This is a genomic window from Mesorhizobium temperatum (assembly GCF_002284575.1).
GTDB lineage: Bacteria > Pseudomonadota > Alphaproteobacteria > Rhizobiales > Rhizobiaceae > Mesorhizobium > Mesorhizobium temperatum.
On record NZ_NPKJ01000055.1, the window covers coordinates 17,066 to 37,173 of the forward strand.

Annotated in this window: 18 protein-coding genes and 2 pseudogenes; 9 read left to right on the plus strand and 11 right to left on the minus strand. The window is 62.5% G+C overall.

The genetic code is table 11. The annotated features are described in order from the left end of the window. The first annotated feature begins 111 nt into the window (after positions 1–111). The 5 genes from CIT26_RS19860 to CIT26_RS19880 all read left to right on the plus strand — a co-directional run bounded on the left by CIT26_RS19860 (position 112) and on the right by CIT26_RS19880 (position 5,208). Positions 112–1,053: a CbtB-domain containing protein gene (locus CIT26_RS19860; RefSeq protein WP_095494169.1), complete on the plus strand. Its 942-nt coding sequence runs from the start codon at positions 112–114 to the stop codon at positions 1,051–1,053. Between the two features lie 306 nt (positions 1,054–1,359). Further along, positions 1,360–2,220, plus strand: coding sequence for an FAD binding domain-containing protein (locus CIT26_RS19865; RefSeq protein WP_095494170.1), 861 nt, complete (start codon positions 1,360–1,362; stop codon positions 2,218–2,220). Continuing rightward, positions 2,220–2,696 carry a (2Fe-2S)-binding protein gene (locus CIT26_RS19870; protein WP_095494171.1) on the plus strand — a complete coding sequence of 159 codons (477 nt, stop codon included), beginning with the start codon at positions 2,220–2,222 and terminating at the stop codon, positions 2,694–2,696. The genes CIT26_RS19865 and CIT26_RS19870 overlap by 1 nt, the downstream gene beginning before the upstream one ends. Positions 2,697–2,698: 2 nt before the next feature. Next, positions 2,699–4,963, plus strand: a complete 2,265-nt coding sequence (locus CIT26_RS19875) for a xanthine dehydrogenase family protein molybdopterin-binding subunit (RefSeq protein WP_095494172.1) — start codon at positions 2,699–2,701, stop codon at positions 4,961–4,963. Further along, positions 4,963–5,208: a MoaD/ThiS family protein gene (locus CIT26_RS19880; RefSeq protein WP_095494173.1), complete on the plus strand. Its 246-nt coding sequence runs from the start codon at positions 4,963–4,965 to the stop codon at positions 5,206–5,208. Before CIT26_RS19875 ends, CIT26_RS19880 begins: the two co-directional genes overlap by 1 nt. Before the next feature lie 170 nt (positions 5,209–5,378). Here the strand turns inward: CIT26_RS19880 and CIT26_RS19885 are convergent. The 9 genes and pseudogenes from CIT26_RS19885 to CIT26_RS19920 form a co-directional block, all read right to left on the minus strand. Beyond that, positions 5,379–5,661 (minus strand): annotated as a pseudogene (locus CIT26_RS19885) (GIY-YIG nuclease family protein); the annotation flags it as partial. A gap of 255 nt (positions 5,662–5,916) precedes the next feature. Continuing rightward, complete coding sequence (locus CIT26_RS37715) at positions 5,917–6,432, minus strand: DUF3471 domain-containing protein (protein WP_245319486.1); 516 nt, start codon at positions 6,430–6,432, stop codon at positions 5,917–5,919. After that, positions 6,430–7,430: pseudogene (locus CIT26_RS37720) on the minus strand (serine hydrolase domain-containing protein); the annotation flags it as partial. The pseudogene CIT26_RS37720 and the gene CIT26_RS37715, both read right to left, overlap by 3 nt. Before the next feature lie 159 nt (positions 7,431–7,589). After that, positions 7,590–8,348, minus strand: a complete 759-nt coding sequence (locus tag CIT26_RS19895; RefSeq protein ID WP_245319484.1) for an ABC transporter permease — start codon at positions 8,346–8,348, stop codon at positions 7,590–7,592. Next, complete coding sequence (locus tag CIT26_RS19900; RefSeq protein ID WP_206072785.1) at positions 8,345–9,121, minus strand: ABC transporter ATP-binding protein; 777 nt, start codon at positions 9,119–9,121, stop codon at positions 8,345–8,347. The genes CIT26_RS19895 and CIT26_RS19900 overlap by 4 nt, the downstream gene beginning before the upstream one ends. Beyond that, positions 9,121–10,167: an ABC transporter substrate-binding protein gene (locus CIT26_RS19905; RefSeq protein ID WP_095494176.1), complete on the minus strand. Its 1,047-nt coding sequence runs from the start codon at positions 10,165–10,167 to the stop codon at positions 9,121–9,123. The genes CIT26_RS19900 and CIT26_RS19905 overlap by 1 nt, the downstream gene beginning before the upstream one ends. A gap of 67 nt (positions 10,168–10,234) precedes the next feature. After that, positions 10,235–10,672, minus strand: coding sequence for a VOC family protein (locus CIT26_RS19910; RefSeq protein WP_425350361.1), 438 nt, complete (start codon positions 10,670–10,672; stop codon positions 10,235–10,237). Between the two features lie 2 nt (positions 10,673–10,674). After that, positions 10,675–11,406, minus strand: coding sequence for a FadR/GntR family transcriptional regulator (locus CIT26_RS19915; RefSeq protein WP_095494178.1), 732 nt, complete (start codon positions 11,404–11,406; stop codon positions 10,675–10,677). Between the two features lie 10 nt (positions 11,407–11,416). Then, a complete protein-coding gene (locus tag CIT26_RS19920; RefSeq protein WP_245319485.1) occupies positions 11,417–12,883 on the minus strand; it encodes an FAD-binding oxidoreductase in 1,467 nt (488 codons plus the stop codon). 312 nt (positions 12,884–13,195) lie between these two features. Between CIT26_RS19920 and CIT26_RS19925 the strand changes: the two genes are divergently transcribed. The 4 genes from CIT26_RS19925 to CIT26_RS19940 are packed head-to-tail and all read left to right on the plus strand — an operon-like array spanning position 13,196 to position 16,908. After that, positions 13,196–13,936, plus strand: a complete 741-nt coding sequence (locus tag CIT26_RS19925; protein ID WP_023799117.1) for an ATP-binding cassette domain-containing protein — start codon at positions 13,196–13,198, stop codon at positions 13,934–13,936. Positions 13,937–13,952: 16 nt separating this feature from the next. After that, on the plus strand, positions 13,953–15,053 hold the full coding sequence (locus CIT26_RS19930; protein ID WP_425350360.1) for an ABC transporter permease: 1,101 nt from the start codon (positions 13,953–13,955) through the stop codon (positions 15,051–15,053). Between the two features lie 53 nt (positions 15,054–15,106). Beyond that, positions 15,107–16,111, plus strand: a complete 1,005-nt coding sequence (locus CIT26_RS19935) for a sugar-binding protein (protein ID WP_095494179.1) — start codon at positions 15,107–15,109, stop codon at positions 16,109–16,111. Between the two features lie 47 nt (positions 16,112–16,158). Then, positions 16,159–16,908: a glucose 1-dehydrogenase gene (locus CIT26_RS19940; RefSeq protein ID WP_095494180.1), complete on the plus strand. Its 750-nt coding sequence runs from the start codon at positions 16,159–16,161 to the stop codon at positions 16,906–16,908. A gap of 108 nt (positions 16,909–17,016) precedes the next feature. Here CIT26_RS19940 and CIT26_RS19945 read toward each other — a convergent pair whose 3' ends face one another. Next, positions 17,017–18,327 carry an HlyD family type I secretion periplasmic adaptor subunit gene (locus CIT26_RS19945; protein ID WP_095494181.1) on the minus strand — a complete coding sequence of 437 codons (1,311 nt, stop codon included), beginning with the start codon at positions 18,325–18,327 and terminating at the stop codon, positions 17,017–17,019. Next, complete coding sequence (locus tag CIT26_RS19950) at positions 18,320–20,011, minus strand: type I secretion system permease/ATPase (RefSeq protein ID WP_167391469.1); 1,692 nt, start codon at positions 20,009–20,011, stop codon at positions 18,320–18,322. Before CIT26_RS19950 ends, CIT26_RS19945 begins: the two co-directional genes overlap by 8 nt. Positions 20,012–20,108: the final 97 nt, after the last annotated feature.

Sequence of the window (20,108 nt, forward strand, 5' to 3'; positions counted from 1 at the left end):
AAACGGCCCAAAGGGTCATTCCGGATGTTGACGCCCGCTACGAACATGTAGGTACTGAAGCTGAATGGTATTAATCTGCGCGGTCTCGGGCTTCAGCAAGCTGGCAAACGCATGGATTTCAGCACCTTCTTAGGGCAAGGCTATTTCCTCATCGGCGGCCTCATCCTGTTTGGTGCCGGGCTTCTGATCCTTTCGCTGATCGTCAATGCTCGTGTGGCACACAATGTGCGCCACGACATACGCCATCGTGAAAAGCTGTTGGAATATTATCGCAATATCTTTTCCCAGCTCGGCGTGATCCTGATCGGAATTGGCGTTTCTCTGTTCATCTTCTTTTTTCAGCAGAATTATCAGGACCAGCGCAAACGCGAAACGGAGCTCCAGCTGGTTCTCGCCAAACTGGCCGCGCGCATTGCTCGCGGCGCCGCAGTCGTCGAATACCTTGGCGAATTCGATGCGCTGCTGGATGATGGCGGACCCTACATCGATCCGGAACTCGGTGGAACGAACGCCGCGATCAGCGCACACGGGGCGGAACTCGGCAAGCAGGTCGCTGAGATCCTTTTGGTTGAGCGCGACGTTGAGGTTCAAGCGTTCGAGATCCTGAACCTATCGCGCGATTTCGAAGCGTCGTTCGTCGTCAACGAACTCGATCCCGCGCTGTGGTTCAACATCGTGCGGGATGAGAGCGAGATCCAATATGCCACCACGCAGCTCGCCCTCGACTACAAGGACTTGCAGGATGCGATCGGCGGCGAACCGATCGCGGTTGCGATCGCAAATCCTGAAAAGGCGGCAAAGATCAAGCAGGAGGTGCTCGACATCTTTTATGATGCTGACCTCTTGCGCCAGCGCAGCAGGAGACTTCTCGGCCGTGCATGCTGGCTTTTCAGCGAGGGGCGCAGCTTCGTCAAGCTTGGACCGGTCAACGAGATCGAGGCCGATGCCAGGTCGCACCAGGAATGGATCGATCGGTCGAAACGCTTCCTGACGCAGTTGAAGTCTGGAAGCGGCGATTGTTTCAAATTGCTCCAGTTCAGCCCGGCGCCCTGAGTCGAGAACGCGCCGGCAAAAGGCCCGCCGCCCCGCCGCTCTAGGACTCAGACTCCGTCAGCTGGCTGCCGCCGATGGTCGACATGGGTGGAATGTTGCCATTCGTCTCGTCGATCGGGAACGAGAAAGTGGTTGATCCGGACCGAACTGCAAGAGTGTCCCGACACGGGCGCACGCCAGTTCGGGTAGATTTGGGACTCGGTCCTGCGGCGCCTGGCCTAATCGCTGCTGATGCAGAACCGGATGACCATTCCGATCCAAGGCTCTATAACAGGCCGACAGAATTGCGATGATCAAGGGGAGACGATGCGCTACATACGTCCGCTTTCAATGGAAGATGCCGTTGGCCAGTTGGCCGGCTCGTCCGGCACGGCCGCCATTCTCGCCGGAGGCAGCGACCTCCTGGTGAGGATGAAAGGCGGCTTTATCGAGCCCGACCTGATCCTCGACATCAAGGCGATCGATGGGCTCAGTGAAATCAGGGAAACGGCGGAGGGCTTCAACATCGGTGCGGCGGTCTCCTGCGCCTTGATGGGGGAGAGCGCGGCCTTGAAGGGGGAATGGCCGGGCATCGTCGAGGCGGCCAAGCTGATCGGCTCCAAGCAGGTGCAGGGTCGCTGCACCATCGTCGGCAATCTTTGCAACGCTTCGCCGGCGGCCGACAGCGTGCCGGCGCTGGTAGCCGCAGGCGCCAGGGCATTGATTGCCGGGCCGGGCGGCAAGCGCACGGTTCCCGTGGAGGCCGTGCCGACCGCACCGGGCAAGACCTCGCTCGCCAAGGGCGAGATCATCGAGGCCATCCTGCTCGACAAGCGCCCGCCGCGCTCTGGCGATGCCTATCTGCGGTTCATTCCGCGCACTGAAATGGATATTGCCGTTGTCAGCGCCGGGGTGAACCTGACGCTCGATGAGCAAGGTGTCGTCAAATCGGCCCGCGTGGCGCTGGGCGCCGTGGCGCCGACGGTGCTGCTGGTGGAAGAGGCCGCCGAGGCCCTCATCGGCAGGAAGCTGGACGAAGCCGCGCTGGAGCGGCTCGCCAAGGTCTGCTCGGGCGCCTGCCGCCCTATCGACGACAAGCGGGGCACCGTCGAGTTCAGAAGAAAAGTTGCGGGTGTGCTGGCCAGGCGGGCCGCCACGACCGCCTATGCACGTGCAGGAGGCAAATGATGGCTGGTGTAGCAGTCTCAACGACAATCAACGGCGACAATGTCGAGTACCTTTGCCAACCGGACGAGACGCTGCTCGACGTCCTGCGCGACCGCCTCGGGCTGACAGGCGCCAAGGAAGGCTGCGGCACCGGCGACTGCGGCGCCTGCAGCATCATCCTCGACGACCGGCTGGTGTGCTCGTGCCTGGTGCTCGGCGCGGAAGCTGAAGGCCGGCGCATCGAGACCGTCGAAGGCATGGCGCATGGCGACACGCTGCATCCGCTGCAGCAGAAGTTCCTCGAGCACGCAGCATTGCAATGCGGCATCTGCACGCCGGGCTTCCTGATCGCGGCGAAGGACCTTTTGGCCAAGAACCCCGACCCGACCGAGGAGGAAATCCGCTTCGGCCTCGCCGGGAACCTCTGCCGCTGCACCGGCTATGACAAGATCGTGCGCGCCGTCCAGGACGCCGCAAACGTGATGAAGGGAGCATGACGATGAATTTCGATCCACGTTTCTCCGGACGCAATTTCACCTCGGTCGGCACCCGCCCCATCCGTCCCGACGGCGTCGACAAGGTCACGGGCCGCGCGCGCTACGGCGCGGACTTCAACATGGCCGGCCAGCTGGTCGGGCGTGTTCTGAGAAGCCCGCACGCCCACGCCACGATCAGGAAGATCGACACCTCGAAGGCGGAGAAGCTCCCCGGCGTGAAGGCGGTGATCACCTCAACCGACCTGCCCGACCTCACCGATGGCGATTCCGCCATGTACGACATCCTCGACAACTGCATGGCGCGCAAGAAAGCGCTCTATGACGGCCATGCGGTGGCCGCGGTCGCCGCGGTCGACGCCCGCACCGCAAGGCAGGCTCTGAAGCTGATCGAGGTCGACTATGAAGTGCTGCCGCATGTGACCGATGTCGACGAGGCGATGAAGCACTCAGCGCCCGTACTCAACGACACCATCTTCACCGAAGGCGTCGAGGAAAAGCCCACCAAGCCGTCCAACGTCACCAAGCGCACCCAGTACGGCCATGGCGACGTTCATGAGGGTTTTGGGCAGGCCGATTTCATTGTCGAACGCTCCTTCAAGACCGAGCAGACGCACCAGGGCTATATCGAGCCGCATGCCTGCGTAGCGAGCGTCAGCTCCGACGGCACCGCCGACCTCTGGGTCTGTACGCAAGGCCATTTCGTCTACCGCCAGCACTGCGCCCAACTGCTTGGCATGGAAGCTTCCAAGCTGCGCGTCACCTCGTCGGAGATCGGCGGCGGCTTCGGCGGCAAGACCCATGTCTGGGCCGAGCCGGTGGCGCTGGCGCTGTCGCGCAAGGCCGGACGGCCGGTCAAGCTGGTGATGGCTCGCGACGAGGTGTTTCGCGCCTCCGGCCCAACCAGTGCCACCTCGATCGACGTCAGAATCGGCGCCCGCAAGGACGGCACGATCACCGCGGCCGAGGCGACGCTGCGCTATTCCTGCGGCCCCTATGCCGGCATGTGGGCCGAGCTCGGCGCCATGACCGCGTTCGCCTGCTACAAACTCGATAACGTCAAGACGGTCGGCTACGAAGTGCTGGTCAACCGGCCGAAGACGGCGGCCTATCGCGCGCCGTCGGCGCCGATGGCGGCGTTTGCAGTGGAAAGTGCCGTCGACGAGCTGGCCAAGGAGATCGGCATGGATCCGGTCGAGTTCCGGATCAGGAACGCCGCGCAGGAAGGCACCAGATCGTCCTACGGCCCGGTATACGGTCCGATCGGCATCGGCCCGACGCTGGAAGCGGCAAAGAACCATCCGCACATGAAGGCACCGCTGGGCAAGAACCAGGGCCGCGGCATGGCTTGCGGCTTCTGGTTCAACTTCGGCGGCCAGACCTGCACCGACCTCAACATCGGCATGGACGGCTCGGTCTCGCTTGCCGTCGGCACGGTCGATGTGGGTGGTTCCCGCGCGTCGCTGTCGCTGGTGGCGGCGGAGGAACTCGGCATCGCCTATGAGCAGGTCAAGGCGGTGGTGGCCGACACCTCCAGCCTCGGCTACAACGATATGACGGACGGCAGCCGCGGCACCTTCTCCTCCTCCATGGCGACGATCTCGGCCGCCCGCAACGCCATCAAGATCCTGCGGGAACGCGCCGCGCAGATGTGGGACATTCCCGTCGACGACGTGGTCTGGGAAAAGGGCCACGCCATCGCCAAAGGCGAGAAGTACGGTAACCTTGCGGCGCTGTCGCTGAAGGAGATCGCGGCCGCGTCGGGAAAAACGGGCGGGCCGATCGCTGGCCACAGCGAGCTCGTCGCCGACGGCGCCGGCGTCTCCTTCGCCACCCATATCTGCGATATCGAGGTCGATCCGGAGACCGGCGCCACGAGGGTCCTGCGCTACACAGTCGTGCAAGATGCCGGCAAGGCGGTGCACCCGACCTATGTCGAGGGGCAGTACCAGGGGGGTGCTGCGCAAGGCATCGGCTGGGCGCTCAACGAAGAGTACATCTACGGCAAGGACGGGCGGCTGCAGAACCCCGGCTTCCTCGACTACCGCATCCCGGTCTGCTCGGACCTGCCGATGATCGACACGCAGATCCTGGAGATCCCCAATCCCAACCATCCTTACGGGGTACGTGGCGTCGGCGAGACCTCGATCGTGCCGCCGCTGGCGGCGATCGCCAATGCGGTGTCGAACGCCGCAGGCGTGCGGATGACGCATATCCCGATGTCGCCGCCGCGCATCCTGGCGGCGATCGAGGCGGAACGGGGAGGCTGATGGTCGAAGTAACGCTCTGGGGATCGCTCGGCGCTGTCGCCGGAGGCAAGAGCAAGGTCGAGATCGAGGCGAAGGATATTCGGGAGCTGTTCAGGAAGCTGGCTGAGCAGTATCCCGGCTTCGAGCCCTACATCGACCGCGGCATCGCAGTCGCTATCGACGGGGTTATCTATCGCGACACCTGGTCGAAGGAATTGCCACAAGGCGCTGAGATTTTTCTGCTGCCGCGGCTGGCTGGGGGATGACTGGACAACCATCTCACGGCCAAGCCCCAGCCTGGCTTGGAGATTGGCCGAAAACGCCCCTCCACTTCGTCATCCTAGGGCGGAGCAAGGAGCGAAGCGACGCGGCGCAGACCCTGGGATCCATTCCGTGACATCAGCCGAAGAATGCAGCGGCTCAGAACCGAACGCTGCCACCCGGTTCCGCGAAAAAGCTCGAACCACTCCGGATTGGTCTTCTCGATCAGCTCGATCATCCATTGGCGGCCAGCGCTTCAGCGACTTCTCGCGCTGGATGGCATCACGAATATCGAAATGTTCCTCGTACCAGACCAGACGCTGCACGCCGTAGCGGCTGGTGAAGCGCGAGCCCTGGCCGGATTTGTGCTCCGGCATGCGGCGGCCGAGATCGTTGGTGACGCCGATGTAGATCGTGCCGCGCTTCTGGCTCGCGGTCATATAGGCATAGCCGGTCATGGTTGAAGGGTAGCTGGCACCGTTGCGGATGCAAGTGTCGTTCTGGGCCGCTGCATTCTTGGGCTGATGTCACGGAATGGATCCCAGGGTCTGCGCCGCGTCGCTTCGCTCCTTGCTCCGCCCTAGGATGACGAAGGCGCAGGGGCTTACGGCTAATCGCCAGCGTCAGAGATGGCGGCTGGAGGCCGGCCGACAGCGACCGTCCACAGTCGCTTTCAGGCTCAGTCTAAGGACCAAATCCTCTCTGCAGAGGAACTAGTCTCCGACGCGCCGCAGCGTGCCAAGATTGTTATCGTCGAGAAACTCTATGGTCATGGCCGACGCCTTGCCGTTGGGGCCGATGTCAAAGCCTACGGCCGATGGCCTGTCCGGCGTCTCGGCGTCGGGGAAGGTCAGGAAGAGGTCGCCGTCGAAATGCTTCAATGAATAGGACCGGGCGCCGGCCGGCCCGATCTTGAGCACAAGAGCGTCCCCCGCACTCGACACGATCGCATCGCCGATGAAGTCGTTGGAGTAACTGCCGGCATAGGCACCGGCCGGCCCGGATGGCCTTGCCGGAGACGGTGGCGCGGCATAGGTGGCCTTGGCCGCCGCGATTGCCGGGCCGAACAGGCTCGCATAGGTATCGTCCCATGCCTTGATCCAATCCTTCTCGACCGTTCCGTCGAAGACGAGATCGGCGAAGCTGTCGGAAAGACCTTCCGGCACGCCTGTCGAAAAGGCGTTGGCGATGATGACGATGCCAAGCTTCTCCTCCGGGAAAAGTGTCACCAGGGTACGGGCGCCGACGCTGAAGGCTCCGGCATGACCCCAGCTCAGGCCATGCCGGCCGAATTCGACATTCCAGCCGAGACCGTAGAAGGATTCGCCGCCTGAGACGGGGTTCTTGCCGCGCGCCATCAGCGGAACATGCGTCTGGTTTAGGGCGTCGGCTTTAATGAGTGTCTCGCCGGCATAGACGCCATTGCCAAGCACGAGGCGCCATTGCGAGAGATCGCGTGCCGTGGAACTGACGCCGCCCGCGGGGGCCTGCGCATCCGGATCGCGCTTCACCTTCGCGGCCCAGACGCCGTCGATCTTGACGTGGAGCGCGGCGCGATTGACGTGCTCGATGAACTCCGCATGACGGTCGAGGTCATTCCAAGCGGGCTGTAGAGCTTCTGCTCGGCGACCTCCTCCCAGGACTTGCCTGTCGGCTTCGCGGCCGCGGTGGCACCCTCGGTCAGTCCGAAATTGCTGTAGGAGTAGCCGGCGCGAAAGCTCGACGATGGCGACACGAACCGCAGGCGACGCAGGATCTCCGCGCGGTCGTAGCCAATGTCCTCGAGGTCGTCGCCGGCGGTGCCGGGAACTCCGCTGCGGTGCGAAAACAGGTCGCGGACCGTGAGTTCGCTGGTCGGATAGGGCTCGGACAGCCGGAAGGCCGGATCGAGATCGACGATTTTCGCATCCCAGGAAACGATGCGCTCGCTGACCAGCGCAGCCACGATGGTGGCCGAGACCGGCTTGGAGAGGGAGGCGATCTGGAACACCGTGTCCGCGTCGACGGCCTCCGGCTTGCCGGCCTCGCGATGCCCGAACCCCTTGAGGAAGATCACCTCGTCGTCATGGACGACCCCGATGGCGAGACCGGGCACCCCACCATATGCGACGACGCCTTCGGCGAGCGCCTCGAGCTTCGACAGGGCTGCCGCGATCCGGTCGGGCGTAATGGTGTCTGCCGACGCCGCATGCGGCGAAAGCACCATGACGGCGATGAAGGCCCGCATCCCCCAACGGCGGAAATTCTGACCCAGCCCCACGCTCGAGCTCCTCCCCTGCAAGCACTGGTCACACTACAGGCCGGCGCAGGAAAGGCCAACCCTCGCCTGCGCGGTAGAGCAAAGTCCCCTGCGCGACCCAAGCGGCCACCCCTGGGAGCCAACCGGTCAACGGTATCGAACCGACCATCGCTCAGCGGCGACGACGGTCATGAAGAACCCGATCGACAACAGCGATGAGAGCACGATGGCGGCGTAGAGCCGGTCGGACTGATAGTTGAAGGTCGCCTGGATGATCAGCGCGCCGAGACCCTTGTCGGAGCCGATCCATTCGCCGACGATCGCGCCGATCACCGCGGTCGCCGAGGCGATCCGCAGCGAGGCGAAAAGCATTGGCAGCGCACGCGGCAGGCGCAGGCGCCAGAATACTTCCCAACGCGTCGCCGACAGCACGCGAAACAGCTCGTGCTCGCTGGCGCTCGCCGATTCCAGGCCCCGGATCATGTTGATCAGCGTCGGAAAGAAACAGATCACCGCCGCGATCACGATCTTGGGCAGCATGCCGAGGCCGAAGATGAGGATGACGACCGGGGCCAGCGCAAGGACCGGGATCGTATTGAAGAACAGCACGACCGGAAAATAGGCAGCCTGAAGCGTACGGCTGTGCACGAAGACGACCGCCAGCAGCACTGCGGCGAGGTTGCCGAGCACGAAGCCGGAGAGCGCCTCGATGGCCGTCGGCCAGAGGTTCGACAGGAGAAGCGATCCGTTCCTGGCAAACACGCCCGCGATCGCGGTCGGCGTCGGAACGATGTATGCCGGCACGCCGGCGAGCGGCAGCAGGACCTGCCATGCGAGAATGAGCGAGCCGGCGCCGAGGATCGGCAGCACGGTCTGTGCGAACGGCGAAAGCGGGCCGCGGTTCACGAGGCCGCTCCAAGAGCGGAGCGCATCCTGGCCATTGCCGCGACGATCGCCGGATCCTCGCGCGAGCATCTGTTGTCCGGCCCCTTCAGCGGACGCAGATCGTGGTCGGCGACGATCCGTCCCGGATGGGCCGCAAGCACGATCACGCGCTGTCCGAGGTAGACGGCTTCGGCAATGGAATGTGTGACGAACAGCACGGTAGTCCCGGTCCGCCGCCAAAGGTTCAGCAGTTCGTCGTTGAGGCGATCGCGGGTGATCTCGTCGAGCGCGCCAAACGGCTCGTCCATCAGAAGCAGACGTGGCTCGCCAAGCAGCGCCCGGGCGATCGCCAGCCTTTGGCGCTGTCCGCCGGAAAGCTGATGCGGCAGGCGCTCGCTGAGCGCCGACAGGCCGACGAGTTCGAGCAGCTCGTCGGCCCGGTCGTCGATCATGCGCGACAGGCTGCGGCGGCCCACCTGGATCGGCAGCCGCACATTCTCGCGCGCCGTGCGCCACGGCAAAAGGGTCGAGTCCTGGAAGACGAAGCCCACGCCGCGGCCGGAGCGCACCGCCGACGGCGTTTCGCCCATCACCCGTATCGTGCCCGCAAGTGGCGCCAGCAGATCGGCGACAACCCGCAGAAACGTCGACTTTCCGCACCCCGAAGGCCCAAGGATCGACAGGAACGTCCCGGCCTCGACTGTCAGGTCGAGACCGGAGATCACCGTCACGGCCGAGCGCCGGCCGGGATAGCCGACGTCGAGACCGGAGGTTTCGATGGCCGGCGCGGCCATCAAGAGGCGGGCGCGCCGAGCTTCGGCCGTTCAGCCGCACTGAGTTCGAGAACCTTCGTCGTATAGACGTCCTCGGCCTTCGGCCTGCCGTTCGGATACTGGCCAATCTGGTCAAGCAGCGCGATCTGGCTCTCGATCGAGGCAGGATCGAACGTGCCCCATCCATCCTTTTTCGTGTTGTCGTCGAACGACAGTTTCAGCACCAGGGGGATCGTCTTCTTTTCCCAGCCTGCGTCGATCTCGGGATAGGCCGCGACGAGCTTGTCGACCGCCTGCTCGGGATTGGCGTGGACCCAGCCCCACCCCTTGGCGACCGCGCCGATGAATTTCGCCAGGGTCTCGGAATCGGATTCGATGGCGCTGTCAGTCGCGAAGTAGACGTTGGCATAGGACGCCAGGCCGAGCTCCGACAACAGCAGATCGATGCGATCGTCGCCGACGACGCTGAGCGCCTGCGTGTTGGTGATCCAGCCACCGATCGCATCCACGTCGCCACGAACCAGCGGCGCCTTGTCAAACCCGACATTGACGATGGTGACCTCGGAAGGGTCGATCTTGTTCTTCGCGAGCATCGCGTCGATGGCGAAGCGCGCGGTCGGCTGCGTGCCGATCCGCATTCCCTTCAGATCCGCCACCGACCGGATCGGCTTCTCCGGTTTCGACGTCAGCGCATAGGGTCCGGTGCGATAGCCGCAGGCGATGATCTTCACCGGAACGCCGCTCGCCCGCGCGGCATAGAGTTGAGGCGATTCGGAGAATTGGCCGAGTTGGGCGGCACCCGATACCACCGGCGGCACGGTGGCGGCGTTCGGTCCGCCAGGGCTGAACTCGACCTCGAGCCCGGCTTCCCTGAAGTAGCCATCGGCGACGGCCGCCACGTCGCCGATCTGGCCGTTCGACATCAGCCAGTCATACTGGACGACGAGCTTGGCGGCTGCCGAGGCGCTGGCGCCGAACAGCTGAAGTCCCGGCCCGAAAGCCACCAGGCTGGCGGCGCCGGCCTTCAGGATCGATCTGCGATTCCACTGCGATGTGTTCCCACTCATCTTCTTGCTCCTTTGTTGGACTGTTTGCATGCGGCGCGGTCCTTCTTGCGAGGCCGTCGCGATCGGATCACCCTTGCGTGTCGTGATAGTCGCCCGGTCCCGCGCCGGTCCAGGCGTAGAGTTCCCACAGCGTCCCGTCCGGGTCGTGGAAGTAGGCGCAGCGCGCGTTCCAGACATAGTCGCCGGGCGGCCCGACGAATGGCACTCCCTTATCCGACAGTTCGGCATAGAGCCGGTCGACCTCGCCAGCGCTTTCAAGTTCCATGGCGACGCATGCTTTGTGCGCATGCTTCGGTGAGCGGACATTCGAAACACCGCAGTGGCGATTGATGTGATCCAGCTCCCATGCGGCGAGCGTCACGCGTTCGGAATGAAAATCGACAAAGCCCTCGGCGCGGCGTCTGATCCGGTAGCCGAGCTTCTGCGTATAGAAGTCGATGGTGCGGTCGATATCCTCGACAAGCATGCAGATATCGGTGATTGCCTTGGTCTGCCCGAGCGACATGGTCATTTGCCTCGATTGATCTTCGCGGTGAGTTCGACGCCGACGCGCGATGCCGCGCCTTCGATGTGCCGGCGCATCGCCTCGCCGGCTGCCTGCGGATCATGCGCGGCGAGCGCGTCGTAGATTCGCACGTGCTCGGCGACGTTGACCTCGACCAGGTCGTGGAGCGGATTGGTGAGGCGGGCATAGTGGATCGACTGGCGGATCTGCTCGCAGACGAAGGAAATGAAGGTGTAGATATAACTATTGCCGGTGGCCCGGGCGATCGCCCGATGGAAAAGCAGATCAGCCTCGATGCTGCCATCCTCCCAGCGCTCCTCGCCACCCATGCGGTCCAGCGCAGACTTGATGGCGTCAAGATCGTCGGATGCGCAACGCGCTGCGGCGAGCGTGGCGGATTCGGTCTCCAGGATGCTGCGCAGCTCGAAGAGCTGCTCCATGTTGCGCTGGTCTTTCAGCGCTTCGCGGTCGATCCGGATGGCTGTCCGCTGTTCCGGCGCCATGACGAATGCGCCTATGCCCTGCCGCGCCTCGATCATGCCGTCGGCGCGAAGCTGGGCAATCGCTTCCCTGACAACATTGCGGCTGACGCCGAACTTGTCGGCGAGCTGGCTCTCGGTGGGAAGCCGGGCTCCCGGGATGATGTCGCCGCCCTCGATCTCGCGGCTCAGATGCGACGCGACGCGATGCGGAAGCGCCTCCACGCTGCCGATGATGGACGAACGCTGCTTCATGCGGCTTCTCCTACAAATCGCCCGGACCAGGCATGAGACACGCGGGATTGAACAGGCCTGCCGGATCGAAAGCTGCTTTGATCGCGGTATGAAGCTGCCGCTCGCGCTGTGACAGGCCGGCCCAGAACACCTGACTGCGGCTCCGACCGACGCCATGCTCGGCGCTGAACGAGCCGCCGAGCGCGCCGACCAGTTCATAGAGTCGGGTCAAAACCGCCTGAGCTACGATCCTCGCTTCGCCGGGGTCGCAATCGATGGGAGGCAGCACGTTGAAATGGATGTTTCCGTCACCCGCGTGGCCATAGGTCAGGGATGTCCAGCCTGGCCACTCGCGCACGATGCACGCGCGTGCTTGCTCGATCAGCTTCGGCACCTGGCTGAGGCGAACCGAGAGGTCGGTGCGGACATGAAAGCCACGCCGCGCCTGCCCCTCGACCAGCCCCTCACGGATGGCCCAGAATGTGGCAGCCTGCGAGCGGCTTTGCGCGACGACGCCGTCCTTGATCAGGTCGCTCTCAAGGGCGCGCGCCAGCATCGTTTCAAGAAGTCCGCCGGCGTCTATCCCTGGCCCACAGGCGAGTTCGACGATCGCATGAACCGGACATTCTTGTGTCAATGGCGAGCGCAGGTTCGGATCGATGAGATGGGCCAGCGGCAGGCACTCCTCGCCGATGACCTCAAACGCGCTGAGAAGGTCGGAGCAGAAATGCCGCGCCATGCGGAACAGTTCGCACGCCTGACGGAAGCTGCCCAGTCCGACATAGGCGGTCTCGACCTGCGTCGGCCGGGGCGAAAGCCTCACCTCGACCCCCGTGACGACCCCGAGCGTGCCCTCCGAGCCGATCATCAATTGCTTCAGGCTGTAGCCGCGATTGTCCTTGCGCAGCCCGTTCATGCCGCTCCACAGCGTGCCGTCCGGCAGGACCGTCTCAAGCCCGAGCACCAGATCACGCGTCATGCCGTAGCGCAGCACATTGATGCCGCCGGCATTGGTCGCGACATTGCCGCCGATCGTGCACGATCCCTGCGCACCAAGTGCGAGAGGGAAGATCATGTCGGATGCTTCAGCGGCGTCCTTGACGTCCTGCAGCACCGCACCGGCATCAGCCTGCAGCGTGAAGTCGAGCGGATCGACGCGGCGTATCCGATTGAGACGCTCAAGCGACAGCACTGCGAACTCCGAATTGTCTGGAATCGCGCCGGCGGCAAGTCCGGTATTGCCACCCTGCACGACGATAGCGACACCGCTCTGCGAACACCATCTCACAAACGCCTGGACGTCTTCCACGGATCCTGGACGCACGATGAAGCGGGCGCTTCCGCGCCTGTCGCGGCTCCAATCGAGGAGGTAGCGCTCTGCCAGCGGCGATCGTCCGTCTATCAGCGCATTACCCGCCAACTGCGCAGGCAGCTCAACAATTGCGCCGGAAGCTTCGCGTTGAAGAGATGGATAAACCGAAGTCATGGGTCCGATCATACGGTCATCCTACAACTTCGCAAGTCCCGTTCTCTCGGTGGGTCGTCATTACTTCGGCGCCGAACTCCGCGGCCCACCCCGCAATCGACGCCGCGCCTGAACTGTTCCCCCTCGAGACCCTGGATAGTCGGAACCGAAGCTCGTTCCATCGAAGCCGGCGCAGTGGCGATCTGCTCGGGGGTCCACCTGCCCCCCTCTAACAAGGGATGCCGGTCTCCTTCGAATACGTATTGTGTCGAATACATTTCGCTGATTAGCTGTCTTGCATAAGTCCGGGACAAGATTGGCAAATGTTGTCCGGGGAGGACCGCGATGCCGGTGCTTGAGGTTCGCCACGTTTCCAAGAATTTCGGGGCCATCCAGGCCCTGAGCGACGTCAGCTTCCAGGTGGAGCGAGGCGAAGTCGTGGGTCTGATGGGGGACAACGGCGCCGGCAAGTCCACCGTGGTCAAGACCGTGGCTGGCAATTTCCCGCCGAGCGACGGCGAAATTGTCGTGGACGGCGAGGTTTGCCATTTCCATAAACCCGTCCAGGCCCGCGCCAAGGGGATCGAAGTCGTTTATCAAGACCTGGCGCTTGCCGATAACCTAACGGCCGCGCAGAACGTCTTCCTGGGCCGCGAGATCAAGAAAGGTTTCTGGCCGATCAGGGTGCTTGACAAGCAGGCGATGATCGACCGCTCGGCAGCGCTGTTTAGGGAATTAAAATCGGAAACCAGGCCCCGCGATCTGGTCAAGAAGATGTCCGGTGGGCAGCGCCAGGCGGTAGCCATTGCGCGAACCCGGCTTTCAAACGCCAAGCTGGTGTTGATGGACGAACCGACCGCCGCCATCTCCGTCCGCCAGGTGGCCGAAGTGCTCGAATTGATCCGGCGCCTGAAAGCGCAAGGCGTCGGTGTCATGCTGATCAGCCACCGCATGCCTGACGTTTTTGCCGTAGCGGATCGCATCATCGTGCTCAGGCGAGGTTCGAAGGTTGCCGACAAGGACACCGGCAACACATCGCCCGAGGAAATCACTGGACTGATAACGGGGGCCATCCGTGGCGAATAGTGTTCAGGAGCCGGTTATGGTTCAGGAGTCAGCCGAGAAAGCCGGCCAGCCGGCGATGTCGGACTTCGTCCCGACCAAGGAACAGACAGCTTTCCAACGCGTGATTTCAAGTCAGCCCTTCTGGGTGACGATCGCGCTGATCGCACTCGTCATTTTGATGACGGCGATGGAGCCGAGCTTCGGCACTTCCGAAAACGTCGCCAATGTGACGCGCAATCTTGCACCTTTCGGCATCATGGCGCTCGGCATGACGGTCGTCATCATCACCGGTGGCATCGATCTGTCGGTCGGCTCGATCATGGGCCTCGTGGTCATCGTCGCCGGCCTGTTCCTCACCTGGCATTATCCCTGGTACATCGCCTTCGCCATGGGCCTTTTTTCCGGTCTGGCCTGCGGCGCGGTCAACGGATTTTTTGTCGCCTACGTCGGAATGCCGTCCTTTGTCGTCACCCTCGGCATGCTGTCCGTCGCGCGCTCGCTGGCGGTAGTGTTCTCGGCCAACCAGATGCTTTACCAGTTCGGGCCCGATGCTCCGATCGTGAAGGCGATAGGTCAGGCGAAATGGCCGCGGCATGGACCCGAGGACTGGGCGCCGCACTGGATACCGGAACTGTCGTCGCAGTTCTGGACCATGGTGATCCTGGCGCTGATTGTCGGCTTCGTGTTCAATTTCACTGCCTGGGCCCGGCATCTGTTCGCCATCGGCGGCAATGAGGAGGCGGCACGGCTCACCGGCGTTCCGGTCGACTGGATTAAATTCCAGGCTTACCTTTTCTCGGCCTTCACCGCCTCGGTCGCCTCGCTCCTGCTCCTCGGCTACAACGGCTCGGCCATCAATGCGATGGGCCAAGGCTATGAGCTGCGCGTCATTGCGGCGACAGTCATTGGCGGCGCCAGCCTGATGGGCGGCGCCGGCACGGCCTTCGGTGCAGTCATCGGTTCGGCGTTCCTCGAAGTGATCAGGAATGCGCTGCTGATGGCCGGCATCGATTCAAACTGGCAAGGTGCCTTCGTCGGCGCCTTCATCGTTCTTGCGGTTCTTTTGGGCATGCAAACCGGCGGCAAATCGATCCTCGCCGCGTCGCTGGCAGTCCTGATGCCCAAAAAAAGCCGCTAGAAACCCGCCGGCGGGAGGCCTGCGGGACATCACACCAAGGAGGAGAACTTCACATGAAGAAACATCTGCTGACGGCGGCTGTCGCGCTTGGCGCCATGGTGCTCGCCGTTTCCGGTGCCGAGGCGAAATACACCTTCGCCCTGGTGCCGAAGAACATGAACAATCCTTTCTTCGATCAGGCACGCGACGGCTGCAAGAAGGCCGAAGCCGAATCGAATGGTGCCCTGGAGTGCATGTATATTGGCCCCGGCGAGCACGGCGGCGGCGACGAGCAGGTACAGATCGTGCAGGATCTCGTGGCCAAGAGGGTGGACGGCATCGCCGTGTCGCCATCGAACGCTGCGGCGATGGCGGTTGCGCTGCAGGCCGCCAAGGACGCGGGCATCCCGGTCCTCACCTGGGACTCCGACCTGCTGCCCGAGAACAAGGATCTGCGCGTCGCCTATATCGGCACGCACAATTATGAGATCGGCGCGAACCTCGCCAAGCTTGCCATGCAGATCAAGCCCAAAGGCGGCACGATCTGTATCCAGTCGGGCGGCGCGGCGGCAGCCAACCACAATGAGCGCATGCAAGGCATTCGCGACACGCTTTCGGGGACCAAGTCGGCTGCCTCGCCCGGCGACCGCCTGACTGGACAGAACGGCTGGACCGAAATCGAAGGCTGCCCACTCTACACCGACGATGACTTCCCGCGCTCGGTGCAGCAGTTCGAGGACATCATGGCGAAAAACCCGAACCTCGATGCGTTCATCCCAACCGGCGGCTTCCCGCAGTTCATCCCCGATGCCAACCGCGCCGCGGTCGCACCGTACAAGGACAAGATCGCCTCGAAGGCCCTGGCCCTGGTCGTCGCCGACACGCTTCCCGTGCAGATCGACCAGATGAAGGAAGGTTTCTCGCTTGGCCAGGTCGGCCAGCGGCCGTTCGAAATGGGCTACAAGACGATGATGGCGCTGAAGGAAATGAAGGACGGCAAAGCTCCGCCGGCCGACCCGACCTACACCGGCCTTGACATTTGCACTCCGGAGACAGCGGATACCTGCATCGCCAAATAGCGCTATTGGGCGGGAGGAAACTCCCGCCCTTTTCCTAGGGGATATCAATGTCGGAATTGTTCTCGCTCAACGGCCGTGTCGCGTTGGTCACGGGTGCTTCGCGTGGTCTCGGCTTCGCCATGGCCAAGGCACTTGTGGAAAACGGCGCGACAGTGATCGTCAATGCCCGCGATCCGGCCGCCCTCGCCGCGTCGGCTGAAAGGATCGGTGCCGAAGCCCTGCCGTTCGATGTCACCGACGCAGCGATCTCAAGGGCGTCGCTCGAAGGAATCGTCGAACGCCACGGCCGCCTCGATATTCTGGTCAACAACGCCGGCATCCAGCATCGAAGTCAGTTGGTCGAATGGCAGGACGAGGATTTCGACCATGTGATTGCCGTCAATCTTTCGGCCTGCTTCCGCATGATGCGCGACGCGGTGCGCCTGATGCTGCCAAACAAGTTCGGGCGCATAATAAACACCGGATCGGTTGCAGCGATACTTGGCCGTCCCACCATTCACGCCTATGTGGCGGCAAAGGCGGGTCTGCACGGGCTGACACGCTCCACTGCCGCTGAGCTGGGCCGTCACGGCATCACCGTCAACGCGATCGCCCCTGGCTATTTCGCCACCGAACTCAACACCGCGCTTATGAGCGACGAGGCCTTCACCAAATGGGTCGAGACACGAACCCCGGCGGGCCGCTGGGCCCAGCCTGAGGAGCTGGGCGGAGCCGTGGTGTTTCTCGCCTCCGACGCTGCCGCCTACGTCAACGGCCATGTTCTGGCCGTTGACGGTGGGCTTTCGGTTTCCCTCTGACCGGCGATGTGCCTTCCGGAAAATTTCGGCCGGGCAATCTCAACGAAGTCGACGAAAACGATGAACTTGGCCTGCGGCGTCAGCATTGACGTTATCGGCGCCCTTGCACTACTCTCTGAAGGCTTTGTTGACCTGTTCAGTCAACGGGTTGAGCAGATAAGCCAGGGCAGTTTTCTCGCCCGACTGAATGAAAGCCTCAGCAGGCATACCGGGGCGGATCGGATCATGGGCATCTAGCCCCGCTAGGTCAGCAGAATTGAGCACAATGTCGACTTCGAAGAACTGAAGACGGGACTGGGCATCAGTCGAGATGTCGGCGCCGATCATAGCGACCTGTCCGTTCACCTCTGGCGTGGTTTTCTGATTGAATGACAACAGGCGGACCCGCACGGGTTGGCCGACCCAGATCGCGTTGATGTCACGAGGACGGACCCGTGCACGGAGAACCAGCGGATCCGACTCTGGAACAATGAGCATTAGCGTCTCGCCCGGACCGACCACTCCGCCGACCGTGTGAATGGCTAGCTCATGCACGAATCCCGACTGCGGCGCGATTACATCGATCCGGTCAATGCGCTCCTGCGCAGCTTGGCGCTGCTCGCGAAGTGATCCGACCTTTGTTCTTACTTCCGCAATCGCAGTCAGCACTTCGGAGCGCCAGTCGTCGTCGACTTGTATTGCTCTAAGTCCCACTTCGCTGACAGCTCCTCTCAGTTTCGCGATTTCGGCAACGAGCCGGCCAATATCGCCCTCTACGTCTGCCTTTTCACGTTCAAGGTCCAAGACGCGGTTCCTCTGAACCAATCCATCCTTTAGCAGACCCTGCATTGTCTCGAGCTCGGCAGCCGCGATCGCCAGCTGCCGTTTTCTGCCTTCGAGTTGGGCTTCCATGCCGCTGATCTGATTTTTGATTTGATTGACCTGTTCAGCAAGTTGACGCTTTTTCCCTGCAACAACTTCCAAGCGCGACGCAATAAGCTTTTGCTGACTGTCAAATATACGCTCAAGTTCAGATTTCGGCATCAACTTTACAAGTTCTGAAGGAAACTCCAACACGGAATGTCCGTCGCGTTCCGCTTCGAGTCTCTTTAGTTCGGCTTCCAATTCGGCCAACTGTGCAATAATGATTGCCAGCCGCGCACGGGGCTCAGATGGGTCAAGCCTCATGATCGCATCGCCTGCATGCACCCGTTGGCCATTCTCCACGTTCAGTTCAAGGACAATTCCTCCCTCGAGATGCTGCACCTTTTTCGCGTTTGAGCGAACAACGATTTGGCCTGGCGCGATCACCGCACCCGAAATGCTTGCGGTCGCGGCCCAGCCGCCGAGAACGAGAACGAGAGTTGCTACGACCGCAATTCCGGCTCGTTGTGTCCGTCTGAGCGAAATAGAAAAATTGCTTTCGCGGTCGTCACTCATTGCCGGCCCTCATCACGGCAACATTGTTACCTTGGTGCGGCTCCGGTACGACCGCCCGGGTGACTTGTCGAAGGACCTCGTCTTTCGGGCCGAAGGCGACCTGTTTGCCGCTGCGCAGATAAAGCAGCATGTTGACTGCATTGATTGCGCTTGGGCGGTGGGCGATCACAATGATTGTTGCGCCGCGGTCGCGGGTCGCTTTGATCGCCTCCGAAAGGGCTTGGTCGCCCTCGGCGTCTAGGTTCGAATTAGGCTCATCGAGAACAACAAGTGCAGGATCACCATAGAGTGCGCGGGCCAGCGCGATTCTTTGGCGCTCTCCCGCGGACAGCGCCACGCCGCCCTGGCCGACCAGGGTCCCATATCCATTGGAGAATGATAAGATCAGTTCGTGAACACCGGCGAGCTTGGCGGCGTGAAGAACGGCTTTCGCATCTGCATTCGGCTCGAATCGCGAGATGTTTCTGGCTACCGAACCTGGAAACAACACCGCATCCTGCGGCAAGTAGCCGAGTTGGCGCCCGAGAATATCGCGGTTCCACTGGTCGTGCGTCGAACCGCTTATCCGGATTTCGCCTCTGACGAGAGGCGCAATTCCAAGTATAGCGTGTGCAAGCGTCGTCTTGCCCGCGCCCGAGGGTCCGATGATGCCAAGGCCGTCACCCGGATTCACATTGAAGGAGATGCCGGCGAGCAGCGGTTCCTTCCGTGAGGAAGCCACACAGACAATATCCGAAACCGACACCGTTCCATTGAGGGGGGGAAGCTCCATTGGATCCGACGCCGTTACTTGGGTGGCATTGAGCAACTGGGCGACCCTGCGGGACGAACGCACCACCACCAGCACGCTACGCCAATGGACGATGGCCTGCTCGATAGGTGAAAGCGCGCGCGCCAGCAGTATGGACGCGGCAACCATCACTCCGCCGCTGATTTCCTGGCCGATGGCTAGATAGGCCCCGATGGCCAGTACGCCCGACTGTGACAGGAGTCGTGTCGCTTTCGACATCGCCGACAGGGTTCCGAGCCTGTCGGAAAGTCCGTTCGACAGAAGTACCGCTTCTTCGACCTTCAATTCCCAGAGCGACCGCAGATTGGATTCCATGCCTAGCGCGACGGCAGGCGCAGCCTGACGTCGGCTTTCTTCTGCGAGGCGCTGGGCTGACTCGGCGGCGGTGGAGGCTGCGAGTTGCGGTCCGCGGGTAAGCCATTCATTTGCAACTGCAAAACAAGCAAGCACCGATGCAGCGCCCACCGCGAACCATCCAAGCCATATGTGCAGCAGAAAAATCACGCCGATATAAAGCGGCACAAACGGCGCATCGAAAAACATCGCCGGTCCCGGACCAGAGATCCAGCTGCGAATGGCCTCAAGATCGCGGATCGACGGGCCAGCGTTTCCCGCGCCCCGCCATGCATCCGATTGAACTGCAGAAAAGACCGGTCCACGCAGAATTTCGTCAAGGCGCCCGGCAAGGCGGGCAAGAACGCGCGATCGCATTGCGTCAAGCGTCCCCATGAATGCGAAAAGCACGACGACCAGGATTACAAGTGCTACCAGCGTTTGAACACTGCCGCTGGAAAGCACTCGGTCATAGACCTGCAGCATGAACAAAGGGCCGGTCATCAGTAGAAGATTGACCACGCAACTGAACAGGGCAAGTGCGCAGATGGGCTTGCGCACTTGCTGGCGTAACGTCCTAAGAGTCCGTTTGGGAATTAGTTCAATTGCTGTTGCGCATCAAAAGACTGCCCACGGCGACGTGGATAATGGCTTCGGA